Annotated in this window: 19 protein-coding genes; 8 read left to right on the top strand and 11 right to left on the bottom strand. The window is 70.6% G+C overall.

The window, feature by feature from the left end:
- Nucleotides 1-252 precede the first annotated feature (252 nt).
- Together ACFQ6S_RS37845 and ACFQ6S_RS37840 are read right to left on the bottom strand one after the other, a co-directional pair.
- Nucleotides 253-1,518, bottom strand: a complete 1,266-nt coding sequence (locus ACFQ6S_RS37845) for an MFS transporter (RefSeq protein WP_383419793.1) — start codon at nucleotides 1,516-1,518, stop codon at nucleotides 253-255.
- Nucleotides 1,519-1,614: 96 nt separating this feature from the next.
- Nucleotides 1,615-2,415 (bottom strand): sugar phosphate isomerase/epimerase family protein, encoded by an 801-nt coding sequence (locus tag ACFQ6S_RS37840; RefSeq protein WP_383419791.1) that lies wholly within the window; start codon nucleotides 2,413-2,415, stop codon nucleotides 1,615-1,617.
- 230 nt (nucleotides 2,416-2,645) lie between these two features.
- Here ACFQ6S_RS37840 and ACFQ6S_RS37835 point away from each other — a divergent pair, with 230 nt between their 5' ends.
- Together ACFQ6S_RS37835 and ACFQ6S_RS37830 are read left to right on the top strand one after the other, a co-directional pair.
- Entirely contained in the window at nucleotides 2,646-3,044 is a 399-nt protein-coding gene (locus tag ACFQ6S_RS37835) for a hypothetical protein (protein ID WP_383419789.1), read from the top strand.
- Nucleotides 3,041-5,119, top strand: a complete 2,079-nt coding sequence (locus ACFQ6S_RS37830; protein WP_383419787.1) for an ABC transporter substrate-binding protein — start codon at nucleotides 3,041-3,043, stop codon at nucleotides 5,117-5,119. Before ACFQ6S_RS37835 ends, ACFQ6S_RS37830 begins: the two co-directional genes overlap by 4 nt.
- A gap of 9 nt (nucleotides 5,120-5,128) precedes the next feature.
- Here ACFQ6S_RS37830 and ACFQ6S_RS37825 read toward each other — a convergent pair whose 3' ends face one another.
- From ACFQ6S_RS37825 to ACFQ6S_RS37815, 3 genes are all read right to left on the bottom strand, one after another.
- Nucleotides 5,129-6,061 carry a GNAT family N-acetyltransferase gene (locus tag ACFQ6S_RS37825; RefSeq protein WP_383419785.1) on the bottom strand — a complete coding sequence of 311 codons (933 nt, stop codon included), beginning with the start codon at nucleotides 6,059-6,061 and terminating at the stop codon, nucleotides 5,129-5,131.
- A 121-nt stretch (nucleotides 6,062-6,182) separates the two neighbouring features.
- On the bottom strand, nucleotides 6,183-6,779 hold the full coding sequence (locus tag ACFQ6S_RS37820; protein WP_383419783.1) for a dihydrofolate reductase family protein: 597 nt from the start codon (nucleotides 6,777-6,779) through the stop codon (nucleotides 6,183-6,185).
- Between the two features lie 682 nt (nucleotides 6,780-7,461).
- Complete coding sequence (locus ACFQ6S_RS37815) at nucleotides 7,462-8,508, bottom strand: LacI family DNA-binding transcriptional regulator (RefSeq protein WP_383419781.1); 1,047 nt, start codon at nucleotides 8,506-8,508, stop codon at nucleotides 7,462-7,464.
- A gap of 338 nt (nucleotides 8,509-8,846) precedes the next feature.
- Between ACFQ6S_RS37815 and ACFQ6S_RS37810 the strand changes: the two genes are divergently transcribed.
- Genes ACFQ6S_RS37810 through ACFQ6S_RS37800 form a run of 3 tightly spaced genes read left to right on the top strand, consistent with a single transcriptional unit; the run spans nucleotide 8,847 to nucleotide 11,985 of the window.
- Nucleotides 8,847-10,004 carry a Gfo/Idh/MocA family protein gene (locus ACFQ6S_RS37810; RefSeq protein ID WP_383419779.1) on the top strand — a complete coding sequence of 386 codons (1,158 nt, stop codon included), beginning with the start codon at nucleotides 8,847-8,849 and terminating at the stop codon, nucleotides 10,002-10,004.
- Nucleotides 10,001-11,152 carry a dihydrodipicolinate synthase family protein gene (locus tag ACFQ6S_RS37805; protein ID WP_383419777.1) on the top strand — a complete coding sequence of 384 codons (1,152 nt, stop codon included), beginning with the start codon at nucleotides 10,001-10,003 and terminating at the stop codon, nucleotides 11,150-11,152. The genes ACFQ6S_RS37810 and ACFQ6S_RS37805 overlap by 4 nt, the downstream gene beginning before the upstream one ends.
- Nucleotides 11,149-11,985, top strand: coding sequence for a sugar phosphate isomerase/epimerase family protein (locus ACFQ6S_RS37800; RefSeq protein ID WP_383419775.1), 837 nt, complete (start codon nucleotides 11,149-11,151; stop codon nucleotides 11,983-11,985). The genes ACFQ6S_RS37805 and ACFQ6S_RS37800 overlap by 4 nt, the downstream gene beginning before the upstream one ends.
- 71 nt (nucleotides 11,986-12,056) lie before the next feature.
- On the opposite strand, the gene ACFQ6S_RS37795 is transcribed toward ACFQ6S_RS37800, so the two are convergent.
- The 6 genes from ACFQ6S_RS37795 to ACFQ6S_RS37770 all read right to left on the bottom strand — a co-directional run bounded on the left by ACFQ6S_RS37795 (nucleotide 12,057) and on the right by ACFQ6S_RS37770 (nucleotide 18,575).
- Entirely contained in the window at nucleotides 12,057-12,443 is a 387-nt protein-coding gene (locus ACFQ6S_RS37795) for a DUF937 domain-containing protein (RefSeq protein ID WP_383419773.1), read from the bottom strand.
- Between the two features lie 249 nt (nucleotides 12,444-12,692).
- On the bottom strand, nucleotides 12,693-13,082 hold the full coding sequence (gene rbsD / locus ACFQ6S_RS37790) for a D-ribose pyranase (RefSeq protein WP_383419771.1): 390 nt from the start codon (nucleotides 13,080-13,082) through the stop codon (nucleotides 12,693-12,695).
- On the bottom strand, nucleotides 13,079-13,981 hold the full coding sequence (locus tag ACFQ6S_RS37785; RefSeq protein WP_383419769.1) for a ribokinase: 903 nt from the start codon (nucleotides 13,979-13,981) through the stop codon (nucleotides 13,079-13,081). The genes rbsD and ACFQ6S_RS37785 overlap by 4 nt, the downstream gene beginning before the upstream one ends.
- A 115-nt stretch (nucleotides 13,982-14,096) precedes the next feature.
- Nucleotides 14,097-16,049: a substrate-binding domain-containing protein gene (locus tag ACFQ6S_RS37780; RefSeq protein ID WP_383419766.1), complete on the bottom strand. Its 1,953-nt coding sequence runs from the start codon at nucleotides 16,047-16,049 to the stop codon at nucleotides 14,097-14,099.
- Nucleotides 16,039-17,559, bottom strand: a complete 1,521-nt coding sequence (locus ACFQ6S_RS37775; protein WP_383419764.1) for a sugar ABC transporter ATP-binding protein — start codon at nucleotides 17,557-17,559, stop codon at nucleotides 16,039-16,041. Before ACFQ6S_RS37775 ends, ACFQ6S_RS37780 begins: the two co-directional genes overlap by 11 nt.
- The gene (locus tag ACFQ6S_RS37770; protein ID WP_383419762.1) at nucleotides 17,556-18,575 is read right to left on the bottom strand and encodes a LacI family DNA-binding transcriptional regulator; all 1,020 of its coding nucleotides are present in this window, start codon (nucleotides 18,573-18,575) and stop codon (nucleotides 17,556-17,558) included. Before ACFQ6S_RS37770 ends, ACFQ6S_RS37775 begins: the two co-directional genes overlap by 4 nt.
- A 203-nt stretch (nucleotides 18,576-18,778) precedes the next feature.
- Here ACFQ6S_RS37770 and ACFQ6S_RS37765 point away from each other — a divergent pair, with 203 nt between their 5' ends.
- The 3 genes from ACFQ6S_RS37765 (at nucleotide 18,779) to ACFQ6S_RS37755 (ending at nucleotide 23,024) form a co-directional block, all read left to right on the top strand.
- On the top strand, nucleotides 18,779-19,144 hold the full coding sequence (locus tag ACFQ6S_RS37765) for a hypothetical protein (protein WP_383419760.1): 366 nt from the start codon (nucleotides 18,779-18,781) through the stop codon (nucleotides 19,142-19,144).
- 64 nt (nucleotides 19,145-19,208) lie between these two features.
- Complete coding sequence (locus tag ACFQ6S_RS37760) at nucleotides 19,209-21,470, top strand: ATP-dependent RecD-like DNA helicase (RefSeq protein ID WP_383419758.1); 2,262 nt, start codon at nucleotides 19,209-19,211, stop codon at nucleotides 21,468-21,470.
- A gap of 264 nt (nucleotides 21,471-21,734) precedes the next feature.
- Nucleotides 21,735-23,024: a citrate synthase gene (locus ACFQ6S_RS37755; protein WP_383419756.1), complete on the top strand. Its 1,290-nt coding sequence runs from the start codon at nucleotides 21,735-21,737 to the stop codon at nucleotides 23,022-23,024.
- Nucleotides 23,025-23,208: the final 184 nt, after the last annotated feature.

The following is a 23,208-nucleotide window of genomic DNA, read 5'->3' as shown; positions in this document are numbered from 1 at the left end:
TCGGTCCGGGGGTGCCGCTTGTGGTGCGTCTGGTGTGACTGTCGGGCCTTGTGGCTTCGGGGGGCGCCTGCCTGGGCGCCGGTGCGGGGCGTGGTGCGGGGTGCCGGCCGCCGTGTCTCGGTCCGGGGGTGCCGCTTGTGGTGCGTCTGGTGTGACTGTCGGGCCTTGTGGCTTCGGGGGGCGCCTGCCTGGGCGCCGGTGCGGGGCGTGGTCCGGTGGGCCGGCCGCCGTGTCCCGATCCGGCGAGGCAGGTCATGGCGAGTCCGGCGTAGCCGTACCGTCCCGTAGCTCCGGCGCCGCCGTCCCGTCCCGTAGCTCCGGCGTGCCCGCACCCACGTAGGCCACCGCCAGCACGCACAGCAGCCCGCCTGTGATCAGGGCCGTCGCGCCGGAGGACCAGCCGGCGACCAGGCCGCCGCGCAGGTTGCCCAGGTGCGGGCCCGCCTGGCCGACGATCTGCTCGGCGGCCGTGACCCGGCCGAGCAGGGCGTCCGGGGTGCGGGTCTGGACGATCGTGCTGCGCGACACGACCGACAGGGCGTCCGCGGCACCGGCCACCACCAGCAGCCCGAGCCCCACCCAGGGGTCGGTCATCAGACCGAACAGGGCCAGCGCCGCGCCCCAGGTCCCCGCCCCGCACAGCATCACCAGGCCGGGCCGTCCCAGCCGCGTCACCGAGCCCGACAGGGCCGTCGCCGTGACGCCGCCGACCGCCACGGCCGACAGGAACAGGCCGAGGGTGCGCGGGTCGCCGCCGAAGCGTTCGGCGTTGACCAGCGGGAAGAGGCTGACCGGCATGGCGAGGACGGTGGCGGCGAGGTCGGTGACCAGCGCGCCGCGCACCACCCGGTGGCCGGCCAGGAAGCGCAGTCCGTCCAGGACGCCGTGCAGCCCGGCCCGCGAGGGCTCGCCCTCCGGCTGCAGCGTGGGCAGGCCGAAGGCGCCGTAGAAGGCGAGACCGAAGCTGAGGGCGTCCAGCACATAACAGACGCCGATGCCGAACCAGCCGAGGAACAGCCCGCCCAGCGCAGGGCCGAGCAGCATCATCGCCTGACCGGTGACCTGGTTGAGGGCCAGCCCCGCCGCCACCTGCTCCTTCGGCAGCAGCCGCGGCACGAACACGCCCGCCGCAGGGCCGCCGACCGCGCCGAAGCAGGCCCCGGCGGCCACCAGCGCGAGGATCCCGCCCACCGGTACGCCGCCGGTGAAGCCCTGCACCGCGAGCAGCAGCGCGCAGACCGCCTGCCCGACGGTCGCGATCAGGAAGATCCGCCGCCGGTCCCCGCGATCCACCCACGCCCCGGCGAACAGGCCCACGCACACCATGGGCAAGGCCTGCGCCAGCCCGACCGCACCGCTCCAGACCGTGCTGTGCGTCAGGTCCCAGACCTGGTACATGACCGTCACCATGGTCATGAAGCTGCCGAGCACGGACACCGTCCGCCCGATCAGCAGCCGTCGGAAGACGGGCGAGGTCCGCAACGGCGCTACGTCGATCAACGTACGCGCGAGGCTCACGACGGCAGGACAGGGCGGGGGGCGGTTTCGGGCACGAGGGGGGACGCTATACGGCGCCCGTCGCGGCGGGCCAGTGAATTACCGGCAGGAGCGGGCCTACGCCGACTCGTTCAGCAACCGCGAAAGGTGCTCCCGGCCCTGGTCCAGCAGCCCGTCGAGCGGCGCGGCCTCCTCGTACCACCGCTTCTCGTACTCCCAGCACAGCCAGCCCTCCCAGCCGTGCCGGGAGAGGACCTCCACGCACTCGGCGAGCGGCAGCACCCCGGCGCCGAGCGGCAGGGGGGTCGTGTCGTCGGCGGAGGCGATGTCCTTGACCTGGACGTAGCCGAGGTACGGGGCGAGGGCCGCGTAGCTCTCGCTGGGCTGCTCGCCGCCCAGCCAGGTGTGCATGACGTCCCACAGCGAGCCCACGTGCCGGTGCCCCACCAGACCGAGCACGCGGATCGAGTCGGCGGCCGTGCCGTGCGAGTCATGGGTCTCCAGCAGAATCCGTACGCCGATGTCGGCGGCGTACTCCGCGGCCGTACCGAGGCGCCGCGCGGCGATCGCGTCCGCCGACTGCCGGCTCTGCTCGTGATCGGCGCCCGGGAAGACCCGGACGAAGGGCGCACCGAGGTCATGGGCGAGATCGACGAGCCGGCGCATCTCCTCGATCACGGGCCCGTCGTCCCCGGGCGCGGCGACCCGCACGTACCCGGCGAGCCCCACCAGCTCGACACCGGCGGCCTTGAACTCGGCCGCCACGTCCGCCCGTTCGGCGGGCCCGAGCCCCAGATGCACGGGCTCCTCCGGATGCGTGCGCAACTCGACCCCGTGATACCCGCACGCGGTCGCGAGCCGCAGCACGTCGGAGAGGGGGAGACCGGGGACGCCGAGGGTGGAGAACGCCAGTTTCATGCATCCACCTTGCCAGGGAAACGGAGGGACGCACATCCGGCCGGACGATCGCGGGGTCAGGATGCCCCGCGCGGACTCTCCCCGCGCTGGAACCTTCGCATTCCGCGGCCGACCGCTCACGGAACGGCTTTTCCACAGTCGACGCCCGGGGTCCGAGGCGTCGCTATGATGCCGAAAATCACCCGCATGATGCCGAAACCGGCGGGGGCGTGAGCGTGCGAGGGGGAAGCATGCGGCTCGGAATCAGCGTGCTCGACGACGACGGCGGACAGCTTCGCGCTCTGCACCGTTTCCTGTTACGAGACCCCGACACCGCGGGCGAGACCCTCGTCCTGCGGGCGAGGAACGCGACACCGGGAGCCATGGGCTCCGGCCTGGACCTGATCGACGTCGTGCTCAGCAACGCGGTGGGTCTCGGCGGACTGCTCCTGGCCGTGGCGACCTGGCGCCATTCGCGGGTGAACGGACCGAGTGTCCAGGTGGAACGCGACGGCGTCACCGTCACCGTGCGGAGCGCCGACGCGGAGCAGATCGCACGGCTGGTGCGGCAGCTGACCACCCCGGCCACCGAGCCGGACGACGACACGGCGGCCCCGACGGCGTCCGGCCCCGAGGAACCGCGGTCATGAGCGAACTCTCGGAGCCCGCGCGCAGCAGAGCACTGCTGATCGGCGCGCACTCCTTCACCGACCCCGGCCTCGAACCGCTGCCGGCCGTCGCCAGCAACCTCACGCGGCTGGCGGAGCTCCTGCGCGACCCCGAGGTGTGGGGTCTGAAGGCCGAGCATGTGCACGTGCTCGCGGAACCCGACCGCGAACAGGCGCTGGGAGAGGTCGCCCGCCTCGCCGAAGAGGCCGAGGACACCCTGCTCGTCTACTACGCGGGGCACGGCTTCGTGCACGACCAGTCCAACGAGCTCTACCTGGCCCTCCCTCGCACCAACCCCCGGCATCTCTACAGCGCCCTGCGCTACCAGGACATCCGTGAGCCCCTGCTCGGCCCGCAGAGCCGGGCGCGCCGCAAGGTCGTGATCCTGGACTGCTGCTGGAGCGGCCTCGCCCTGAACGGAGCGATGTCGACCTCGGGGCTCGGCGGGATGTCCGACATCAGCGGTACGTTCGTGCTGACCGCGACCTCCGAGACCAGGACGGCGCTGGCACCACCGGGGGAGACGTACACCGCGTTCACCGGCGAGCTGATCGACGCGCTCGAACACGGGATCCCGGAGGCACCGCCACTGCTCACCATGATGACGCTGTACGAGCATCTGTACGGCGCCCTGGTGGCCAAGGGCCGGCCGAAGCCGCAGCAGCGCAACGGCAACACGGCGGGTGCGATCGCGCTGGCGCGCAACCGCCACCGACCGGCCGAGGAGGCGCCCGCCGAGGACACACCGGCCACGGACAGTGCGGCAGAGGCCCCCGCGAACATCCAGAGACGCCGGGCCCGCCTCAGACGCAGGACCGTCGTGATGGCGGTGTCAACGGCTCTGGTGGCCGCGCTCGGGACTCTTCCGCTGACACTGGACTCCCTCCTTGACGGGGCACGGAAGGGCGGATCGTCCGCCGACGCGGGATCGGGGGGCGCCGCGGACGCGAGGAACGACCTCAGCGTGGAGCTCGGCGTGAGCGTCCCGCTGAGCGGCGATTTCGCTGAGCTGGGAGAGGGAATCAAGAACTCGGCCGAGCTCGCGGTGGAGAAGGCGAACGAGGACGACTTCGTCCCGGGAGTCACCTTCAAGATCCAGGCCAGGGACGACAAGAGCCAGACGGCCACGGGGCGGGAGGTGGCCAGCAGGTTCGTCGCCGACTCCGGCGTCGTCGGTGTAGTGGGGCCGCTCGGCTCCGGCATCGCGGCGGATACGCAGAAATACATGTCCGATGCCCGACTGCCTGAGATCTCGCCGGCGAACTCCGCCCCCGACCTCACTCTGGGCGCGGACTGGCTGGCCGGCAAACGGTCCAGGCCGTACGACACCTATTTTCGCGTGGTGGCCAACGACATGGAGCAGGGGCCGGCCGCGGCCGACCATCTCTTCGAATGGGACGGACGGCGCAAGGCTTTCGTCATCGACGACAGACGAACCTACGGCCTGTCCTTGGCGGAGACCTTCAAGGCGGCGTTCCGTCAGAAGGGCGGAGATGTCGTGGGCGAGACCCATGTGGACCATGACCAGCGGGACTTCACGGAGGAGGTGAAACGGGCCCGTGCCGCCCGCGCCGACGTCGTGTATTTCGGCGGCGACTACGGTGCCGGGGCCCTGCTGAGCGAGCAATTGCACTCAGCCGACCCCGAAATCCGGATGGCGGGCGGTGACGGTCTCTTTTCCAGCGACTACATCTCCCGGGTGGGCAGCGTCGGGACAGGTGACATCTGCACCGTCGCCGGGGTCCTGCCGGACAAGCTCGAATCCGCCGCGTCGTTCATCGCCGACTACAAGAAGGCCGGCTATTCGGCCCCCTACGGCCCCTACGGGGGATACGCCTACGACGCCACCTGGGCACTGATACGTGCCTTCAAGGAGGGCGTGCGCATCACCGGAGACGAGCTGCCCACGACGGCCCGCGAGGACCTGCGGAAGGCCCTGCAGGCCGTCGAATTCGACGGAGTGATGGGACGGGTCGGCTTCGATCGCTACGGCGACGCCATCACCCGGCGAGTGCAGGTCTACGAGGTGCGCGACGGCAACTGGTCGACGACGTGACCCGGCAGGTCACTCCGGCCCACCTTGCAGATCCAGACGCCAGTCCTGGCCGTTCAGGTCCTGGCCGAAGGAGCGGTGGGGTTTCTCGGCGGTCAGGACGAAGCCGTGGCGCTGGTAGACGCGGCGGGCCGCGGTCAGGATGTCGTTGGTCCACAGGACGAGGTCGCGGTAGCCGACGCCGCGGGCGAAGTCGACGACGGCCGTGACGAGGCGGTCGCCGATGCCGAGGCCGCGTGTGTCGGGCTCGACCAGGAGCAGCCGCAGGCGGGCCGTGGCGGGCGCCTCGTCGCGTACGCACATCACGCAGCCCACCGGACGGCCGTCCAGCTCCGCGATCCACACCCGCTCCAGGTGGGGGTCGTGGTCCTCCGCGAAGTCGGCGACGATCCTCGCGACCAGCCCCTCGTAGTCGGCGTTGAAGCCGTACTCGGCGGCGTACAGCGCGGCGTTGCGCTGGACGATCCAGCCGAGGTCGCCGGGGCCGGGCTCGCGCAGCAGGACGTCCTCGCGGCGGGGAGGGCGGCCGTCGGACAGGATCGTGCGGACGGTCGTCATCGCCTCGGCGAGGCGTGGCCGGTCGGCGGCCGGCACGGTCGACAGCAGCGAGCCGACCGACTCGTTCGCCCGCTCCTCCAGGAGCTTGCCGGTCTCCCGGCCGCGTGCGGTGAGCGTGACGCGCCGGCGCCTCGGGTCCTGCCGGGAGGGGGTGCGCTCGATGAGCCCGTCCTGCTCGAACTTGTTCAGGATCCGGCTCAGGTACCCGGCGTCCAGGGACAGCTCGGTCCGCAGGTCGGCGGCGTCCGTCCGCGGGGAGTGCGCGAGCTCGTACAGGACGCGGGACTCGGTGAGCGTGTAGGGGGCGTAGAGGTGGCGGCTGTAGTCGAGCGCGCCGATGACGTTCGTGTAGAAGCGGTTGAAGGCGCGGATGTCGTGAACGGTCATGATCGTCGACCCCGTGGACTCTGCGGCAGCTGCCTGCCGATGATGCCGAATGTTTGACTCAGTCAGAGGTTCCGTGGGTCGAGCCTAGGACGTCCGCGCCTCGGCGGCCACCCCCCGGCGGCTATCCCTCGGCGGCGGGCCGGTAGACGCACACCTGCGCGCCGGTCTTGGCGCCGGTCGTGGAGACCAGTTCCAGCGGGCGCTTCCCGCCGTCGGCCGGGAAGATCGACTTGCCGCCGCCGAGCAGCAACGGCATGACGATGAGCTGCAGCTCGTCGACCAGCCCTTCCTGGATCAGGGTCCGTACGAGGGTGGGGCTGCCCATCATCGCCAGATCGCCGCCCTCCGACGCGCGCAGCTCCCGCACCCGCGCGACGGCCTCGGCGCCCGGGATGAGGGTCGTGTTGTTCCAGGTCAGGTCGGCGTCGGTGAGGGTGCTGGAGACGACGTACTTCTTGATCGAGTTCATCCGGTCGGCGAAGGGATCCCCGGCCCGCTCCGGCCACGCCGCGGCCATGGTCTGCCAGGTACGGCGCCCGAACAGCAGCGCCTCGGCCCTCCCGAGCCCCGCGTCGAAGGCGCCGCCGAGGACCTCCGCGTCGAAGTACGGATGCGACCAGCCGCCGTGCGCGAAGTCGCCGTCGGTGTCTTCCTGGGGACCGCCGGGGGCCTGGACGACGCCGTCGAGGCTGATGAATTCGGTGATCGCGATGCGCATGGGAGTCACTCCTGTTTCTCGCTCGGGTGAGGACGGCGGAGGAGACCGGGACGAGGCCGGAAACTCATCGGTGGGAGAGTCATAGACGCGGAACGGCAGATTCGGCAGGGGCTTCGCCGGAGGGATCTCGTCCGAGCCGTGGTTGACCTTGCCGCGACGTCACGCTCTCGACCGGGTGGCTGTCAGCACCTACCTCGAGGGAAGCACGAGGAAAGCACCATGACCACGCAGCGGAGCCACCGACTCGATCGGCCCCCCGTCGACCTCGTCCGCAGCGCGTTCGCCGCCCTCAGAACGTGGCGGTCCCCCAGATCGACGACATCTTCGCGTCGGACATGGAGACCTTGATGGGGCAGCTCAGCGGTTCGGGGGCGCCGGTTCCCCCGGATGCGTAGGGAGGGACTTCCGGTGGCCGATCGAACTCCCCTGCGGCAGGCTGGAGTTCATGGACCCGCAGCTTGAGGCAGCGCCTGCCGTCAAGGCTTCCCGTGAAGCCGAGGGCCTTCGCGGCTTCCGCCCGGCTTCCTGTCAAGCCCCAAGCCCCGCAACTCACGCCCGGCTTCCCCGCGCCCGAAGCCCCCGGCATACGCCGACTTCCCCCTACACCCAAGCCCCCGGCGACTCCCCCCGCACACCCAACTACACCCAACTACACCCAAGCCCCGGCTCCCCCACTTACCCCTTACACCCGAGGCCCCCCACCAGACCCGCGAACCATCAACTCCCCGCGAATGGTCGCAATCCCCCCGGGCGGCGGCTCCTCCCGCCCCATCGCGATCCGTCCGGCCCGTGCCCCCGCCTCCGACAACGGCAGCCTCACCGTCGTCAGCGAAGGCACCGTGTCGACGCTGAACGGCAGGTCGTCGAACCCGGCGACCGACACGTCCTCCGGAATCCGCAGCCCGGAATCCCGCAGGGCCGCGCACGCCCCCAGCGCGACGGAGTCGTTCGCCGCCACCACCGCGGTCAACGACGGGTCCCGGCGCAGCAGTTCAAGCGTGGCCTCGTAGCCGGACTGCCGGTCGTAGCGGCCGTACACCGTCCAGCGGGCGTCCTCCTCGATGCCGTGCGCCTTGAGTGCGGCGCGGTGGCCCTCCAGTCGGTGCCGGGTGGTCGTGCGCTCCTCCGGGCCGGCGATGTAGCCGAGGCGCCGGTGTCCGAGCCTGATCAGGTGCTCGGTCAGCTCGCGTCCGCCGCCGCGGTTGTCGAAGGTCAGGGCGAAGGCGCCGGAGTCCGGAGCCGGCGGCCGCCCGCACAGCACCACCCGTGTCCCGGCGTCCGTCAGCTTGCGCAGCTTGGCCGCGACGGCCGCCGCGTGCGGCGCGTTCTCCACGGCACCGCCGGTCAGGACGACCGCGGCCGCCCGCTGCCGCTGGAGCAGGGTCAGATACGTGAGCTCGCGCTCCGGCGAACCCCCGGTGTTGCAGACCACGGCCAGGCGCTCGCCGCCCGCCCGGCCCCCCGGACCCCCGATCTCCGACTGGATCGCGCTCGCCATGATCCCGAAGAAGGGGTCGGCGATGTCGTTGACCAGGATGCCGACCAGGTCGGAGGTGGCGGCGGCCAGCGCGCTCGCCGGACCGTTCAGTACGTAGTCCAGATCGTCCACCGCGCGCAGCACCCGCTCCCGGGTGGAGGCGGCGACGGGGTAGTTCCCGTTCAGCACGCGCGACACCGTCGCGGGCGAGACCTGGGCGCGGGCCGCCACGTCCGCCAGGGTCACCGTCATCTCGTCGTCCTCCGGTCGCGCATCTCGTCGTACCACCTGTCGTACATGCGTGCTCACCACGTGTTCACAGACAGGACCTGCCCCCTCGTAGACAGGCCATCCGCAGTCGCGGTTCCGTGTATGTCGAGCAGACCTTAAGGCCAAGAACCCCGGTTGTTCGTCCCCTCGAACAACTCAACCCCGTCACGGTCTTGTCTACACCGCTGCTCAGAGGCTAGCTTCTCATCAGATAGAAAGCGCTTGCTGTGACGCTCAGCAGGGTAGGGGCGTACTTGGCGCGCACAACCGCGTACGAATCGCGCACGAACGCTGCGTACGACACCTACGAAGGGAATGACGTGACACGCAAGACGGTGCGTATCGCCATGAACGGTGTGACCGGGCGCATGGGCTACCGCCAGCACCTGGTCCGCTCCATCCTGGCCATCCGCGAGCAGGGCGGCCTCGACCTCGGCGACGGCACCGTGCTGTGGCCGGAGCCGATCCTTCTCGGGCGCCGCGAGTACGCCCTGAAGGCGCTCGCCGAGCAGCACGGCCTGGACGCCGGGAACATCTCGACCGACGTCGACGCGGTCCTCGCCGACCCGACCGTCGAGATCTACTTCGACGCCCAGGTCACCTCCGCCCGCGAGGAGGCGATCAGGAAGGCGATCGCCGCCGGCAAGCACATCTACACCGAGAAGCCGACGGCCACCGGGCTGGAGGGCGCGCTGGAACTGGCGCAGCTCGCCGCCGACGCCGGCATCAAGCACGGCGTGGTCCAGGACAAACTGTTCCTCCCGGGCCTGCGCAAGCTCAAGCGCCTCATCGACGGCGGCTTCTTCGGGCGGATCCTGTCCGTCCGCGGCGAGTTCGGCTACTGGGTCTTCGAGGGCGACTGGCAGACCGCGCAGCGCCCGTCCTGGAACTACCGCGCGGAGGACGGCGGCGGCATCGTCGTCGACATGTTCCCGCACTGGGAGTACGTGCTGCACGAGCTCTTCGGGCGCGTGAAGTCCGTGCAGGCCATCGCCACCACGCACATCCCGCAGCGCTGGGACGAGAACGACAAGCCCTACGACGCCACCGCCGACGACGCCGCCTACGGCATCTTCGAGCTCGACGGCGGCGCCATCGCGCAGATCAACTCCAGCTGGGCCGTGCGCGTCAACCGCGACGAGCTCGTCGAGTTCCAGGTGGACGGCACCGAGGGCTCCGCCGTCGCGGGGCTGCGCAACTGCCGTGTCCAGCACCGCAGCATGACACCGAAGCCGGTCTGGAACCCGGACATCCCGGCCACCTACTCCTTCCGCGACCAGTGGCAGGAGATCCCGGACAACGACGACTTCGACAACGGCTTCAAGGCCCAGTGGGAGCTGTTCCTCAGGCATGTCTACGCCGACGCCCCCTACCACTGGGACCTCCTCGCCGGCGCCCGCGGCGTCCAGCTCGCCGAGCTGGGCCTGAAGTCCTCGGCGGAGGGCCGCCGTCTCGACGTACCGGAGATCCAGCTGTGACGATCCAACTCCCGGACTTCCAGGGGGGCATCAGGGCGTACGAACCCCGCCAGGAGCCCCTCGCCGTCACTCCCGGCTCGCCCTTCACCTCCCGTACGGTCTTCTCGGCGGCGCACGTCGTCGCCGACCCGTACGCCGACACGAGCCCCGACTCGCCCGCCGCCGTCGACTGGGACGCCACCCTCGCCTTCCGCCGCCATCTGTGGTCCCACGGGCTCGGCGTCGCCGAGGCCATGGACACCGCCCAGCGCGGGATGGGCCTGGACTGGGCGGGCGCGGCCGAGCTGATCCGGCGGTCCGCGGCGGAGGCCCGTGGTGTGGGCGGCCGTATCGCCTGTGGCGTCGGCACCGACCAGATCGCCGCCGGATCTCTCGTGGAGGTCCGCGCGGCCTACGAGGAGCAGCTCGCCGTCGTCGAGGAGAGCGGGGCGCAGGCGATCCTGATGGCCTCGCGGGCGCTGGCCGCGGCGGCGAAGGGCCCCGAGGACTATCTGGAGGTCTACGGCCATCTGCTGCGCCAGTCCGCCGAGCCGGTGATCCTGCACTGGCTCGGCCCGATGTTCGACCCGGCGCTGGAGGGCTACTGGGGCTCGTCCGACCTGGACGCGGCGACGGACACCTTCCTCGAGGTCATCGCCGCGCACCCGGACAAGGTGGACGGCATCAAGGTGTCGCTGCTGGACGCCCGGCGGGAGATCGACATCCGCCGGCGCCTCCCGCAGGGCGTGCGCTGCTACACGGGCGACGACTTCAACTACCCCGAGCTGATCGCGGGCGACGAGAAGGGCTTCAGCCACGCCCTGCTCGGCATCTTCGACCCGCTGGGTCCGCTGGCGGCCGAGGCGGTGCGCGTCCTCGACACCGGGAACGTGGCCGGATTCCGGGAGCTGCTGGACCCGACGGTCGAACTGTCCCGGCACCTGTTCCAGCCGCCCACCCGCTTCTACAAGACGGGCGTGGTCTTCCTGGCCTGGCTGGCCGGCCACCAGTCGCACTTCACCATGGTCGGCGGCCTGCAGTCGGCCCGCTCCCTCCCGCACTTCGCCCGTGCCTACGAACTCGCCGACGGACTGGGCCTGTTCCCGGACCCGAAGCTCGCCGAGGAACGGATGAAGAACCTGCTCGACCTGTACGGAGTGGCCCAGTGAGCACCGGGGATCTCTCGCGTTTCTCCATCAACCAGATGACCGTCAAGCAGCTGTCGATGCCCGAACTGGTCCAGGAGTGCGGCCGGTTGGGCATCGGTAACGTCGGGCTGTGGCGCGAGCCCGTCCAGTCGTACGGCCTGGAGGCGACGGCCAAGCTGGTCCGCGACGCGGGCCTGACGGTCACCACCCTGTGCCGCGGCGGCTTCTTCACGGCGATCGACCCGGCCGAGCGGGCGGCGGCGCTGGACGACAACCGCCGGGCCGTCGACGAGGCGGCCACGCTGGGCGCGGACGTCCTGGTGCTGGTCTCCGGCGGCCTGCCCGCCGGGTCCAAGGACCTGCACGGCGCGCGGGAGCGGATCGCCGACGCGCTGGGCGGGCTCGGCCCGTACGCCGAGGAGCGCGGAGTGAAGCTCGCCATCGAGCCGCTGCACCCGATGTACGCCGCCGACCGTTGCGTGGTGTCGACCCTGTCCCAGGCGCTCGACCTTGCGGAACGCTTCCCGGCTCGGCAGGTCGGCGTCACGGTCGACACGTACCACATCTGGTGGGACGACACGGCGCCGGCGCAGATCGCCCGTGCGGGCGCGGGTGGCCGTATCCACAGCTTCCAGCTCGCCGACTGGACGACCCCCTTGCCGGAAGGCGTGCTCACCGGGCGCGGTCAGATCGGGGACGGGGCGGTCGACATGCGGGAGTGGCTCGGGTACGTGGCGGCGGCGGGCTACGACGGCGCCATCGAGGTCGAGCTGTTCAACGACGGGCTGTGGGCGCGGGACGGGCGGGAGGTGCTGGCGGAGACGGCGGCGCGGTTCGTGGAACACACGGCCTAGCGCACGCGGTCCGGGGCGTCGACGGCTCACCAGCCGTCGGCGCCGGGCCGTCGGCGTCGGGGCGCGGCGGCCTACTTCCCGGCCGCCCGTTTCGTGAGCACCGCCAGCACGCCCGGAATAACCATCTCGACCGTCCGGGCCACCGGTCCGGCCGGCAGCCCCGTCTTCCGGGACACCGCGCCTGCGACCGGCTGCGCCTCCTCGGCCAGCAGCCCGGCCATGAGGCCGCCGGTCGCGAAGCCGCCCACGGTGGCCACGCCGGTGAGCGGGGCGTCGTGCGGCGTCGCCACGGTCTCCGCCTCGTCGGACAGCGCCGACACCGTCGTACAGATCACCTGCCGGGCACCGGACTCGTCCGTGCCCAGCAGCCGCGCGATGTCTCCGATCAGATCGTCGCCGAGCTCGTCGAGCACATCGTCCTGGAGGGATGTGAGGGGGTTTTCGTCTAGCTCTTGCATGTCTGAAACGCTACGTCTGCCCGGTTTTACCGGCACCCCGACGCGGATCGAGAATGCGCCGAAAAAAATCCTCGGAATCCGTACAACCCTTGCCCCGCCTTGCCGGTCGTACTTGGCATCAGGACTTCTCGGAGGGGGATCTGGGGGGATCGCGGGGGTTCTGAGGGAGGGGAAAGCCGAGGGGCCCGGTCGACGGACCGGGCCCCTCGAAACGTTCCCGGGGCTCTCAGCTCGTCGCCCCCGGCGCCGTCAGAAGAAGACCCCGCAGCGCAGCAGCACATTCGCGTACGGCTGTGCCTCCCCGGTCCGTACGACCAGCCGCGCACCGGCCGACAGCTCCTTCAGCCGCTCGTGCGGGACCAGCGCCAGGCCGGGAAACTCCCCCTCCAGCAGCGCGGCCGCCGCAGGGTTGGCGTCGCGGACCTCCTGCGCCGCCGTCGCGCCCTCCACGACCAGCTCGGCCAGCAGACCGTCCAGTACCTCGGCGAACGACGGCACCCCGGCCCGGAACGCCAGATCCACGACCCGGGGGCCGCCGGGTATCGGCATGCCCGCGTCGCAGACCAGGACACCGTCGCCGTGGCCCAGCTCGGCGAGGGCGCCGGCGAGGTGGCGGTTCAGGATTCCGGCCTTCTTCACAGGGCCTCGACCTCCGCCGCGGTCGGGAAGGACACCTGCGCGCCCTGCCTCGTCACGGCCACCGCACCGACCCGCGCCGCGTACGCCGCCGCCTCGGCGAGGGACTCGCCCGTCCCCAGCCGCCAGGCCAGCGCGGCCGTGAACGCGTCGCCCGCGCCCGTCGTGTCCACCGCGTCCACCTTCACCGACGCCACCCGTGTCACACCCGCCGCCGACGCCACCAGCGCCCCGTCCGCGCCCAGGGTCACGACCACCGAGCGAGGGCCCTTGGCCAGCAGGATCCGCGCCCAGTCCGCAGGCGACTCGCCCACCGCCGAGTCGCCGAGGATCACCTTCGCCTCGTGCTCGTTCACGATCAGCGGGTCGCAGGCCGCCAGCACCTCGGTCGGCAGCGGCCGGGGCGGGGAGGGGTTCAGGACGAAGCGGCTGCCGTCCGCCAGGCTGCGGACCACCTCCACGACCGCATCCAGCGGGATCTCCAGCTGGACCGACACCACCCGGGACGCCTGGAAGAGGCTCGCGGCTGCCTGTACGTCCTCGGGGGTGAGTCTGCCGTTCGCCCCCGGCGAGACCACGATGCTGTTGTCCCCGGACGGGTCCACCGTGATCAGTGCGACGCCGGTCGGCGCGCCGCCGACCAGGACGCCCACCGTGTCGACGCCGGACTCCCGCTGCGAGTCGAGCAGCAGCCGGCCGTGCGCGTCGTCGCCGACCCGTGCCAGCAGGACCGTCCGGGCCCCGAGCCGGGCGGCCGCGACGGCCTGGTTGGCACCCTTGCCGCCCGGGTGGACGGCCAGATCGGAGCCGAGCACGGTCTCGCCGGCCCCCGGCCGGCGCTCGACGCCGATCACCAGGTCGGCGTTGGCCGACCCTACGACCAGGAGGTCGTAGTCGTACATGAGATCGCTCCCCTGATAGGTCCCCGTAGTGACGTGCGGCGGGCGGTCGCCGGCAGTTCCATGCTGCTCCAACGACCGCCCGCCCGTTCGCCGTTCACCGATGTCGAGCCGGTCGTCAGCCGCTGAAGCCCGCCACGTTCTCCTTCGTGACCACCTTCACCGGCACCTTGACGGTCTGCTGGACCTTCTCGCCCTCGAGCGCCTTCAGGGCGTTGTCCACGGCGATCCTGCCGAGCTGGGTCGGCTGCTGTGCGACGGACGCGTACAGCGTGCCGCCCTCGACCGCCTTCAGGCCGTCCGGTGTGCCGTCGAAGCCGACCACCGAGACCGACTTGCCGGCCTTGGAGCCCAGGGCCTTGATCGCGCCGAGGGCCATCTCGTCGTTGGCGGCGATGACGCCCTGGACGTCCGGGTGGGCCTGGAGCAGGTTCGACATCACATCGAGGCCCTTGGTGCGGTCGAAGTCGGCGGGCTGCTGGGCGACGACCTGGATGCCCGGGTAGGCCTTGAGGCCGTTCGCGAAGCCCTGCGCCCGCTCACGGGCGGCGGAGGTGCCGGCCTGGCCCTGGAGGATCACGACCTTGCCCTTGCCGCCGAGCTTCTCGGCGATCGACTTGGCGGCGAGTTCACCGCCGGCGACGTTGTCGGAGGCGACCAGGGTGTCCGTCTTGGCGTTGTTGACCACGCGGTCCACGGCGATGACCGGGATGTTCGCCTTGTCGGCGGCCTTCACGGAGTTGCTCGCCGCGTCCGAGTCCACCGGGTTGACGATGATCGCGCCGACGCCGGAACTGGTGAAGTTCTGCAGCTGGTTGGCCTGCTGGGAGGCGTCGTTCTGGGCGTCCGTCACCGTCAGGTCCACACCCAGCTTCTTCGCCTCCGCCTCGGCGCCGGCCCGGATCTGCACGAAGAAGGGGTTGTTCAGGGTCGACAGGGACAGCCCCATCTTCTGGGTGGACGACGAGGAGGATCCGTTGTGCAGGAAGGAGGTCGCGCCCACGATCGCCACGGTGACGACCGCCGCGAGCGCGTACGTCCCCGCCTGCTTGCCCTTGCCCCCCGGCGAAGTACCGCCCGCCACCGGACTCGCCCCCGCCTTGCGGCGCAGCGTGTCGAACAGCACCGCCAGCGCGATCACGACGCCGATGACGACCTGCTGCCAGAAGGCGGACACGTTCAGCAGGTTCAGGCCGTTGCGCAGCACCGCCAGGATCAGCGCGCCGATCAGCGTGCCGGAGGCCTTGCCGGTGCCGCCCGCGAGCGAGGCGCCACCGATGACGACCGCGGCGATGGCGTCCAGCTCGTAGCCGTCGGCGGCCTGGGGCTGCGCGGAGGACAGCCGCGAGGCCAGCACGATGCCGGCGACGGCGGCGAAGACGCCGGACATGGCGTAGATGGCGAGCTTCTGCTTCTTCACCCGCAGCCCGGACAGGCGAGCGGCCTCCTCGTTGCCGCCGATCGCGTACATCGAGCGCCCGATGTAGGTCCGGCCCAGCACGAACGCGGCGATCAGGCCCATCACGACCATCACGAGCACCGGCACCGGCAGCCAGCCGCCGAGCGTGTCACCGAGGTGCGAGACGGAGTCGGGGAAGGCGATCGGGGAGCCCTCGGAGATCACCAGCGACAGACCGCGGGCCACCGAGAGCATCGCGAGCGTCGCGATGAACGGCGGGAGCTTGCCGTACGAGATGAGGAAGCCGTTGACCAGACCGGCCACGATGCCGGTCGCGACGGCCAGCAGCACCGCTATGACGACCGGCACCCCGTGCGCGGTCGCGCTCCAGGCGAGCACGGTGGCCGACAGGGCCGCCACCGAACCGACCGAGAGGTCGATGCCCGCCGAGACGATCACGAAGGTGACGCCGAAGGCGAGGATCGCGGTCACGGCCGCCTGGACGCCGACGTTCAGGAGGTTGTCGGTGGTCAGGAAGTCGCCCGACAGCGCCGACATGGCGACGACGAGGACGATCAGCGCGGTGAGCGCGCCGTTCTCGAGCAGCAGACGGCGCACGCCGCCGGCGGCGCCACCGGCGCCCGTAGAGCTCTTGAGCGTGTCAGTGGCCACGAGCGGCCTCCTTCTCGGACGTGGGGTTGCTGACGGCGAGGGCCATCACGGAGTCCTGGGTGGCCTCGTCGGCGGAGAGTTCGCCCGCGATCCGGCCCTGGGCCATCACCAGCACCCGGTCGCTCATGCCGAGCACCTCGGGCAGATCGCTGGAGATCATCAGTACGGCGGCGCCGGAGGCCGTGAGTTCATTGATGAGCTGGTAGATCTCGACCTTGGCGCCGACGTCGATGCCGCGCGTCGGCTCGTCGAGGATCAGCACCTTGGTGTCGGCGAGCAGCCACTTGCCGATGACGACCTTCTGCTGGTTGCCGCCGGAGAGCGTGCGCACATGCTGCCTGAGGCCGGCCATCCGCACGCCCAGCTGCCCGGCGATCCTCGCGGCGGCCTCGCGCTGGCCCTTGAGGTCGACGAGCCCCGCGCGCGTGGCGGCGCGCATGGTCACCAGACCGAGGTTCTCCTCCACCGACTGATCGAGCACCAGCCCCTGGCCCTTGCGGTCCTCGGGAATCAGCCCGACCCCGGCCGCCATGGCCGCGTTGACGTCGTGGCGCCTCAAGGAGGCCCCGGAGACCTTCACGGCCCCCTTGTCGTACGGGTCCGCCCCGAACACCGCCCGCACCACCTCGGTACGGCCGGCGCCGACCAGCCCGGCGATGCCGACCACCTCACCGGCGTGCACCTCGAAGCCGATGTCGTGGAAGACGCCGTTGCGGGTGAGGCCCTCGACGGTGAGCAACGCGGCTCCCCGGTCGGCCCGTTCGCGCGGGTACTGCTGCTCGATCGAGCGGCCCACCATGAGCCGTACGAGTTCGTCCTCCGGGGTGGAGGCGGGGACCTGTCCGACGGACCTGCCGTCGCGGATGACCGTGACCCGGTCGCCGAGGGCGGCGATCTCCTCCAGGTGGTGCGTGATGAACACGACCCCCACGCCGTCCTCGCGCAGCGTGCGCACGATCGCGAAGAGCTTCTCGACCTCCTCGGCGGTCAGCACGGCGGTCGGCTCGTCCATGATGAGCACGCGCGCGTTCAGGCTCAGCGCCTTGGCGATCTCGACCATCTGCAGGCGCGCGATGCCGAGTTCCCGCACACGCGCGCGGGGCGACACCTTGACGCCGACCCGCTTCAGCAGGACCTCTGCGTCGGCCTCCATCCGCTTGCGGTCGATCACTCCGAAGCGGCGCGGCTGGCGCCCCAGGAAGATGTTCTCGGCGACCGTGAGATCGGGTACGAGATTGAACTCCTGGTAGATGGTGGCGATCCCGAGCCGCTCGGAGTCCTGCGCACCGTGGATGCGGGTCTCCGCACCGCCGACCAGGATCCGCCCGGCGTCGGGCGTGTAGGCACCGGAGAGCATCTTGATGAGGGTGCTCTTGCCCGCGCCGTTCTCACCGAGGAGTACGTGCACCTCGCCCCGGCGCAGATCGAAGTCGACGCCGTCCAGCGCGACCACGCCCGGGAAGGTCTTCCGTATGCCCTCGATGCGCAGCAACTCGTCCGGGTCGCTCACGACGTGCTCCTTTGCACTGGGGTGGGGTTCTCGCCGCACGAGCGGCGTACGACGAGGCGGGCGGGGAGGGTGACGGACTCACCGGGGCGGCCCTCGATGCGGTCCACCAGGGCCCGTACGGCGGCCCGGCCCAACTCGCCCGTCGGCTGGGCGATGGCGGTGATCGGCGGATCGGTGTGCACGAACCACCGGATGTCGTCGAACGCGGCCAGCGCGAGGTCGTCCGGTACGCGCAGCCCACGCGCGCGTACGGCGTCCAGCGCGCCGAGCGCCATCAGGTTGTCGGCCGCGAAGACGACCTCGGGCGGCTCGGGCAGGTCGAGGAAGCCCTCGGTGACCCGCCACCCGCTCTCGGCCTGGAAGTCGCCCTGGCCTATGCAGGCGTCCGGGAGTTCGAGCCCGTACACACCGAGCGCCTCCCGGAAGGCCTCCACGCGCTCGCGTCCGGTCGTGGTCGCCGCCGGTCCCGCGATGATCGCGAGCCGCCGGTGCCCGAGCCCGTACAGATGCGCCACCAGGTCCCGTACGGCGGCCCGCCCGTCCGACCGCACGACGGGCACGTCCACGCCCGGGATCCACCGGTCGACGAACACCATCGGCGTCCCCGCCCGCGCGGCGTCCAGCATCAGCGGCGAGCCGCCGTCGGTGGGGGAGACGAGGAGGCCGTCGATACGGCGGTCCAGCAGGTTGCGCACATGGTGGTCCTGCAGGTCGGGCCGCTCGTCGGCGTTGCCGATGATGACGCTGTAGCCGAGCGCGCGGGCCTCCTCCTCGACGGAGCGGGCCAGCTCGGTGAAGTAGGGGTTCAGCACGTCGCTGATGACCAGGCCGAGGGTGTGGGTCTGGTCGGTGCGCAGCGAACGGGCGACGGCGTTGGGGCGGTAGCCCAGGGTCTCGACGGCGGCCAGCACGCGCGTGCGTGCCTCGGCGCTGACCGACGGATGGTCGTTCAGGACCCGCGAGACCGTGGCGACGGAGACCCCCGCCTCGGCAGCGACGTCCTTGATGCTCGCCATCGCCGCTCCACCTCCTTGTGGATGCTCGTGGAATCGATTACATCGACGTGTACGAAGGATTGGAATCGATTACACGGGGGTTAATCAAGCCCTCAACCACATCCCGAAACCGGATCGTGATGTCGCGGCCCGTTGCCGGGCGGTTCAGCCTGGAGGAGCGGGGGGCGTCCCGAGGGCCCTTCGTGGGCCGGAGCGGAGGAGCCATGACGGCAGCGACTCACGACGACGTACCCATCACCCTCGGCGGCGACGGCGTGGAGGTGCGCACCCGGTCCATCGGCGGCGGCATGTCCGTCGGCTACATCAGCCTGCCCGAGGGCACGGACATGGGCCCCGCCCTCAAGGGCCTGGCGGACGACGCCTGTCCGTGCCCGCACTGGGGATACCTGCTGAAGGGCCGGCTGCGGATGCTGACGCCCGAGGGCGAGGAGTACTACGAGGCGGGCCAGGCGTACTACTGGGGCCCCGGCCATGTCCCCGTGGCCCTTGAGGACTGCGAGTTCGTGGAGTTCTCGCCGACCGCGGAGTTCCAGGCGGTCCTCGACCATGTGAAGTCGCAGTCGGCGTGACGGCCGGAGGCCGCTTCGCCCGAGGGTTCCTCGCGTTGTCGGACCCGACCGGTAGCGTCGGACCATGTCCAATCAGGCGGGGGCCACCACAGACGAGCGACGCATGGCCGTGCTCGAAGGCGTCCTGGAGCGGATCACCTACGCCAACGAGGAGAACGGCTACACGGTCGCCCGCGTCGACACCGGAAGAGGCGGCGGCGACCTGCTCACCGTGGTCGGCGCGCTGCTCGGTGCGCAGGTCGGTGAGTCCCTGCGGATGGAGGGGCGTTGGGGGTCCCACCCGCAGTACGGCAAGCAGTTCACCGTCGAGAACTACACGACGGTGCTGCCGGCCACCGTCCAGGGCATCCGCCGCTATCTCGGTTCAGGCCTGGTCAAAGGCATCGGCCCGGTCTTCGCCGACCGCATCACCCAGCACTTCGGGCTGGACACCCTGAAGATCATCGAGGAGGAGCCCAAGCGGCTCATCGAGGTGCCGGGGCTCGGCCCCAAGCGGACCAGGAAGATCGCCGACGCCTGGGAGGAACAGAAGGCGATCAAGGAGGTCATGCTCTTCCTGCAGACCGTCGAGGTGTCCACCTCCATCGCCGTTCGCATCTACAAGAAGTACGGCGACGCCTCGATCTCGGTCGTGAAGAACCAGCCGTACCGCCTCGCGGCCGACGTCTGGGGCATCGGCTTCCTCACCGCCGACAAGATCGCCCAGTCCGTCGGCATCCCGCACGACAGCCCGGAGCGCGTCAAGGCGGGCCTGCAGTACGCCCTGTCGCAGGCCACCGACCAGGGCAACTGCTACCTCCCCGAGGAACAGCTGATCGCCGACGCGGTCAAGCTCCTCCAGGTCGACACCGGGCTCGTCATCGAATGCCTGGCCGAACTCGCACAGGTCCCGCAGGACGGCGGCGACCCCGGTGTCGTACGGGAGAAGGTGCCGGGAGCCGACGGTGCCTCGGAACCCGTCACCGCCGTCTATCTCGTCCCCTTCCACCGGGCCGAACTCTCCCTCTCCGCCCAGCTGTTGCGGCTGCTGCGCACCGACGAGGAGCGGATGCCGGGCTTTGGTGAGGTGGCCTGGGACAAGGCGCTCGGCTGGCTCAGGGGCCGTACGGGCACCGACCTCGCCCCGGAGCAGGAGGCCGCCGTCAAGCTGGCCCTGACCCAGAAGGTCGCGGTCCTCACCGGCGGCCCCGGCTGCGGCAAGTCCTTCACGGTCCGGTCCATCGTCGAGCTGGCGCGGGCGAAGAAGGTGCGCGTGGTGCTGGCCGCCCCCACCGGCCGTGCCGCCAAGCGCCTCGCCGAGCTCACCGGCGCCGAGGCCTCCACCGTGCACCGCCTCCTGGAGCTCAAGCCCGGCGGAGACGCGGCCTACGACAAGGACCGGCCGCTCCAGGCCGACCTGGTGGTGGTCGACGAGGCGTCCATGCTGGACCTGCTGCTGGCCAACAAGCTGGTCAAGGCCGTACCGCCGGGCGCCCATCTGCTCTTCGTCGGGGACGTGGACCAGCTGCCGAGCGTCGGCGCCGGGGAGGTCCTGCGGGACCTGCTCGCCGTGGACGGCCCGATCCCCGCCGTCCGTCTCACGCGCGTGTTCCGGCAGGCCCAGCAGTCGGGCGTGGTGACCAACGCCCACCGGATCAACGCCGGGCAGCACCCCCTCACCGACGGCATGAAGGACTTCTTCCTCTTCGTCGAGGACGACACGGAGGCGGCCGGCCGGCTCACCGTGGATGTGGCGGCCCAGCGGATTCCGGCCAAATTCGGGCTCGACCCGCGCCGGGACATCCAGGTGCTGGCCCCCATGCACCGCGGCCCGGCCGGCGCCGGCACGCTGAACGGCCTGCTCCAGCAGGCCATCACCCCCGGACGCCCCGATCTCGCGGAGAAGCGGTTCGGCGGCCGGGTCTTCCGTGTCGGCGACAAGGTCACCCAGATTCGCAACAATTACGAGAAGGGGGAGAACGGTGTCTTCAACGGCACCGTGGGCGTGGTCACCTCGCTCGATCCGGTCGACCAGCGCCTGACGGTGCTGACTGACGAGGACGAGGAGGTGCCGTACGAGTTCGATGAACTGGACGAACTGGCGCATGCGTACGCGGTGACGATCCACCGTTCACAGGGCAGTGAATATCCCGCGGTGGTGATCCCCGTCACGACAGGAGCATGGATGATGCTCCAGCGGAATCTGCTGTATACGGCGGTGACCCGTGCCAAGCGGCTGGTCGTCCTGGTGGGTTCGCGCAAGGCGATCGGCCAGGCGGTGCGCACGGTGTCGGCCGGGCGGCGCTGCACGGCACTCGACTTCCGGCTCGCGGGATCCGGCTTCTGAACCCGCTTACGGCCTCCGGCACGCCCCCCTTCTGACCTGCCGTTTCATGAGGCACCGAAAAAAATGATCGATCAAATGAGTCGTGAAGGTCACAGAGCACTTCCAGATGGGGAAAACAGCGGGCAGGATGACAGGTTGGCGGCACTCAGTGCCGCCGATAGGCCCAATGGTCGACCCCGAGTGCACTCTCCTGAGCCGAATGGGGGAGGGTAGAGACAGTCAGGGCAACCTCGAAGATGAGGCACAACGTCGGTGAGGGAAGACGTGAGCGACAACTCTGTAGTACTGCGGTACGGCGACGGCGAGTACACCTACCCGGTGATTGACAGCACCGTCGGCGACAAGGGCTTTGACATCGGCAAACTCCGGGCCCAGACCGGCCTGGTGACGCTGGACAGCGGCTACGGCAACACCGCCGCGTACAAATCCGCCATCACCTACCTCGACGGCGAGGCGGGCATCCTCCGCTACCGCGGCTACCCGATCGAGCAGCTGGCCGAGCGCTCCACCTTCCTGGAGGTGGCCTACCTGCTGATCAACGGTGAGCTGCCCACCGTCGACGAGCTCTCGACCTTCAAGAACGACATCACGCAGCACACGCTGCTGCACGAGGACGTCAAGAACTTCTACAAGGGCTTCCCGCGCGACGCCCACCCGATGGCCATGCTGTCGTCGGTCGTCTCGGCGCTGTCCACCTTCTACCAGGACAGCCACAACCCGTTCGACGAGACGCAGCGCAACCTCTCCACGACCCGCCTGCTCGCGAAGCTCCCGACGATCGCGGCGTACGCGTACAAGAAGTCGATCGGCCACCCGTTCGTCTACCCGCGCAACGACCTCGGCTACGTCGAGAACTTCCTGCGGATGACCTTCTCCGTGCCGGCGCAGGAGTTCGAGCTCGACCCGGTCGTCGTCGCCGCGCTCGACAAGCTGCTGATCCTGCACGCGGACCACGAGCAGAACTGTTCGACGTCGACGGTCCGCCTGGTCGGCTCGTCGCAGGCGAACATGTTCGCGTCGATCTCCGCCGGTATCTCCGCGCTCTGGGGCCCGCTGCACGGCGGCGCCAACCAGTCCGTCCTGGAGATGCTGGAGGGCATCCAGACGAGCGGCGGCGATGTCGACTCCTTCATCCGCAAGGTGAAGAACAAGGAGGACGGCGTCCGCCTGATGGGCTTCGGCCACCGGGTCTACAAGAACTTCGACCCGCGCGCCAAGATCATCAAGGCCGCCGCGCACGACGTCCTCTCCGCTCTCGGCAAGTCCGACGAGCTGCTGGACATCGCGCTGAAGCTGGAGGAGCACGCGCTCTCCGACGACTACTTCGTCTCGCGCAGCCTCTACCCGAACGTGGACTTCTACACCGGCCTGATCTACCGGGCCATGGGCTTCCCGACCGAGATGTTCACGGTCCTGTTCGCCCTCGGCCGCCTCCCGGGCTGGATCGCCCAGTGGCACGAGATGATCAAGGAGCCGGGTTCCCGCATCGGCCGCCCGCGCCAGATCTACACGGGCGTGGTGGAGCGCGACTTCGTTCCCGTCGAGGCCCGCTGACACCTGCCGGTGGGGGTGCCGTTCCCTCGGTGCCGCCGCTGGTTGTGTGCCCTGGTCTGCGGCTGCTTCGGCCGGGGGTCCGGGGGTTGCCCCCGGGTGGGCACGGCCACGGGCGTGGTGGAGCGCGACTTCGTTCCCGTCGAGGCCCGCTGACACCTGCCGGTGGGGGTGCCGTTCCCTCGGT

The organism is Streptomyces sp. NPDC056479, assembly GCF_042795335.1.
In the GTDB taxonomy this organism is placed as follows: Bacteria; Actinomycetota; Actinomycetes; order Streptomycetales; family Streptomycetaceae; genus Streptomyces.
The sequence above is the reverse complement of the archived record's forward strand: the minus strand, read 5'-3'. Positions and strand labels throughout refer to the sequence as shown.

Coding starts and splice junctions, on each gene's coding strand:
- ACFQ6S_RS37815 (WP_383419781.1), bottom strand. CDS start 8,508: ATGACGGTGACCCTGGCGGACGTGGCGGCCCGCGCCCAGGTCTCGCCC.
- ACFQ6S_RS37760 (WP_383419758.1), top strand. CDS start 19,209: ATGTCCAATCAGGCGGGGGCCACCACAGACGAGCGACGCATGGCCGTG.
- ACFQ6S_RS37825 (WP_383419785.1), bottom strand. CDS start 6,061: ATGACCGTTCACGACATCCGCGCCTTCAACCGCTTCTACACGAACGTC.
- ACFQ6S_RS37785 (WP_383419769.1), bottom strand. CDS start 13,981: ATGTACGACTACGACCTCCTGGTCGTAGGGTCGGCCAACGCCGACCTG.
- ACFQ6S_RS37820 (WP_383419783.1), bottom strand. CDS start 6,779: ATGCGCATCGCGATCACCGAATTCATCAGCCTCGACGGCGTCGTCCAG.
- ACFQ6S_RS37840 (WP_383419791.1), bottom strand. CDS start 2,415: ATGAAACTGGCGTTCTCCACCCTCGGCGTCCCCGGTCTCCCCCTCTCC.
- ACFQ6S_RS37830 (WP_383419787.1), top strand. CDS start 3,041: ATGAGCGAACTCTCGGAGCCCGCGCGCAGCAGAGCACTGCTGATCGGC.
- ACFQ6S_RS37770 (WP_383419762.1), bottom strand. CDS start 18,575: ATGGCGAGCATCAAGGACGTCGCTGCCGAGGCGGGGGTCTCCGTCGCC.
- ACFQ6S_RS37835 (WP_383419789.1), top strand. CDS start 2,646: ATGCGGCTCGGAATCAGCGTGCTCGACGACGACGGCGGACAGCTTCGC.
- ACFQ6S_RS37765 (WP_383419760.1), top strand. CDS start 18,779: ATGACGGCAGCGACTCACGACGACGTACCCATCACCCTCGGCGGCGAC.
- ACFQ6S_RS37795 (WP_383419773.1), bottom strand. CDS start 12,443: ATGCAAGAGCTAGACGAAAACCCCCTCACATCCCTCCAGGACGATGTG.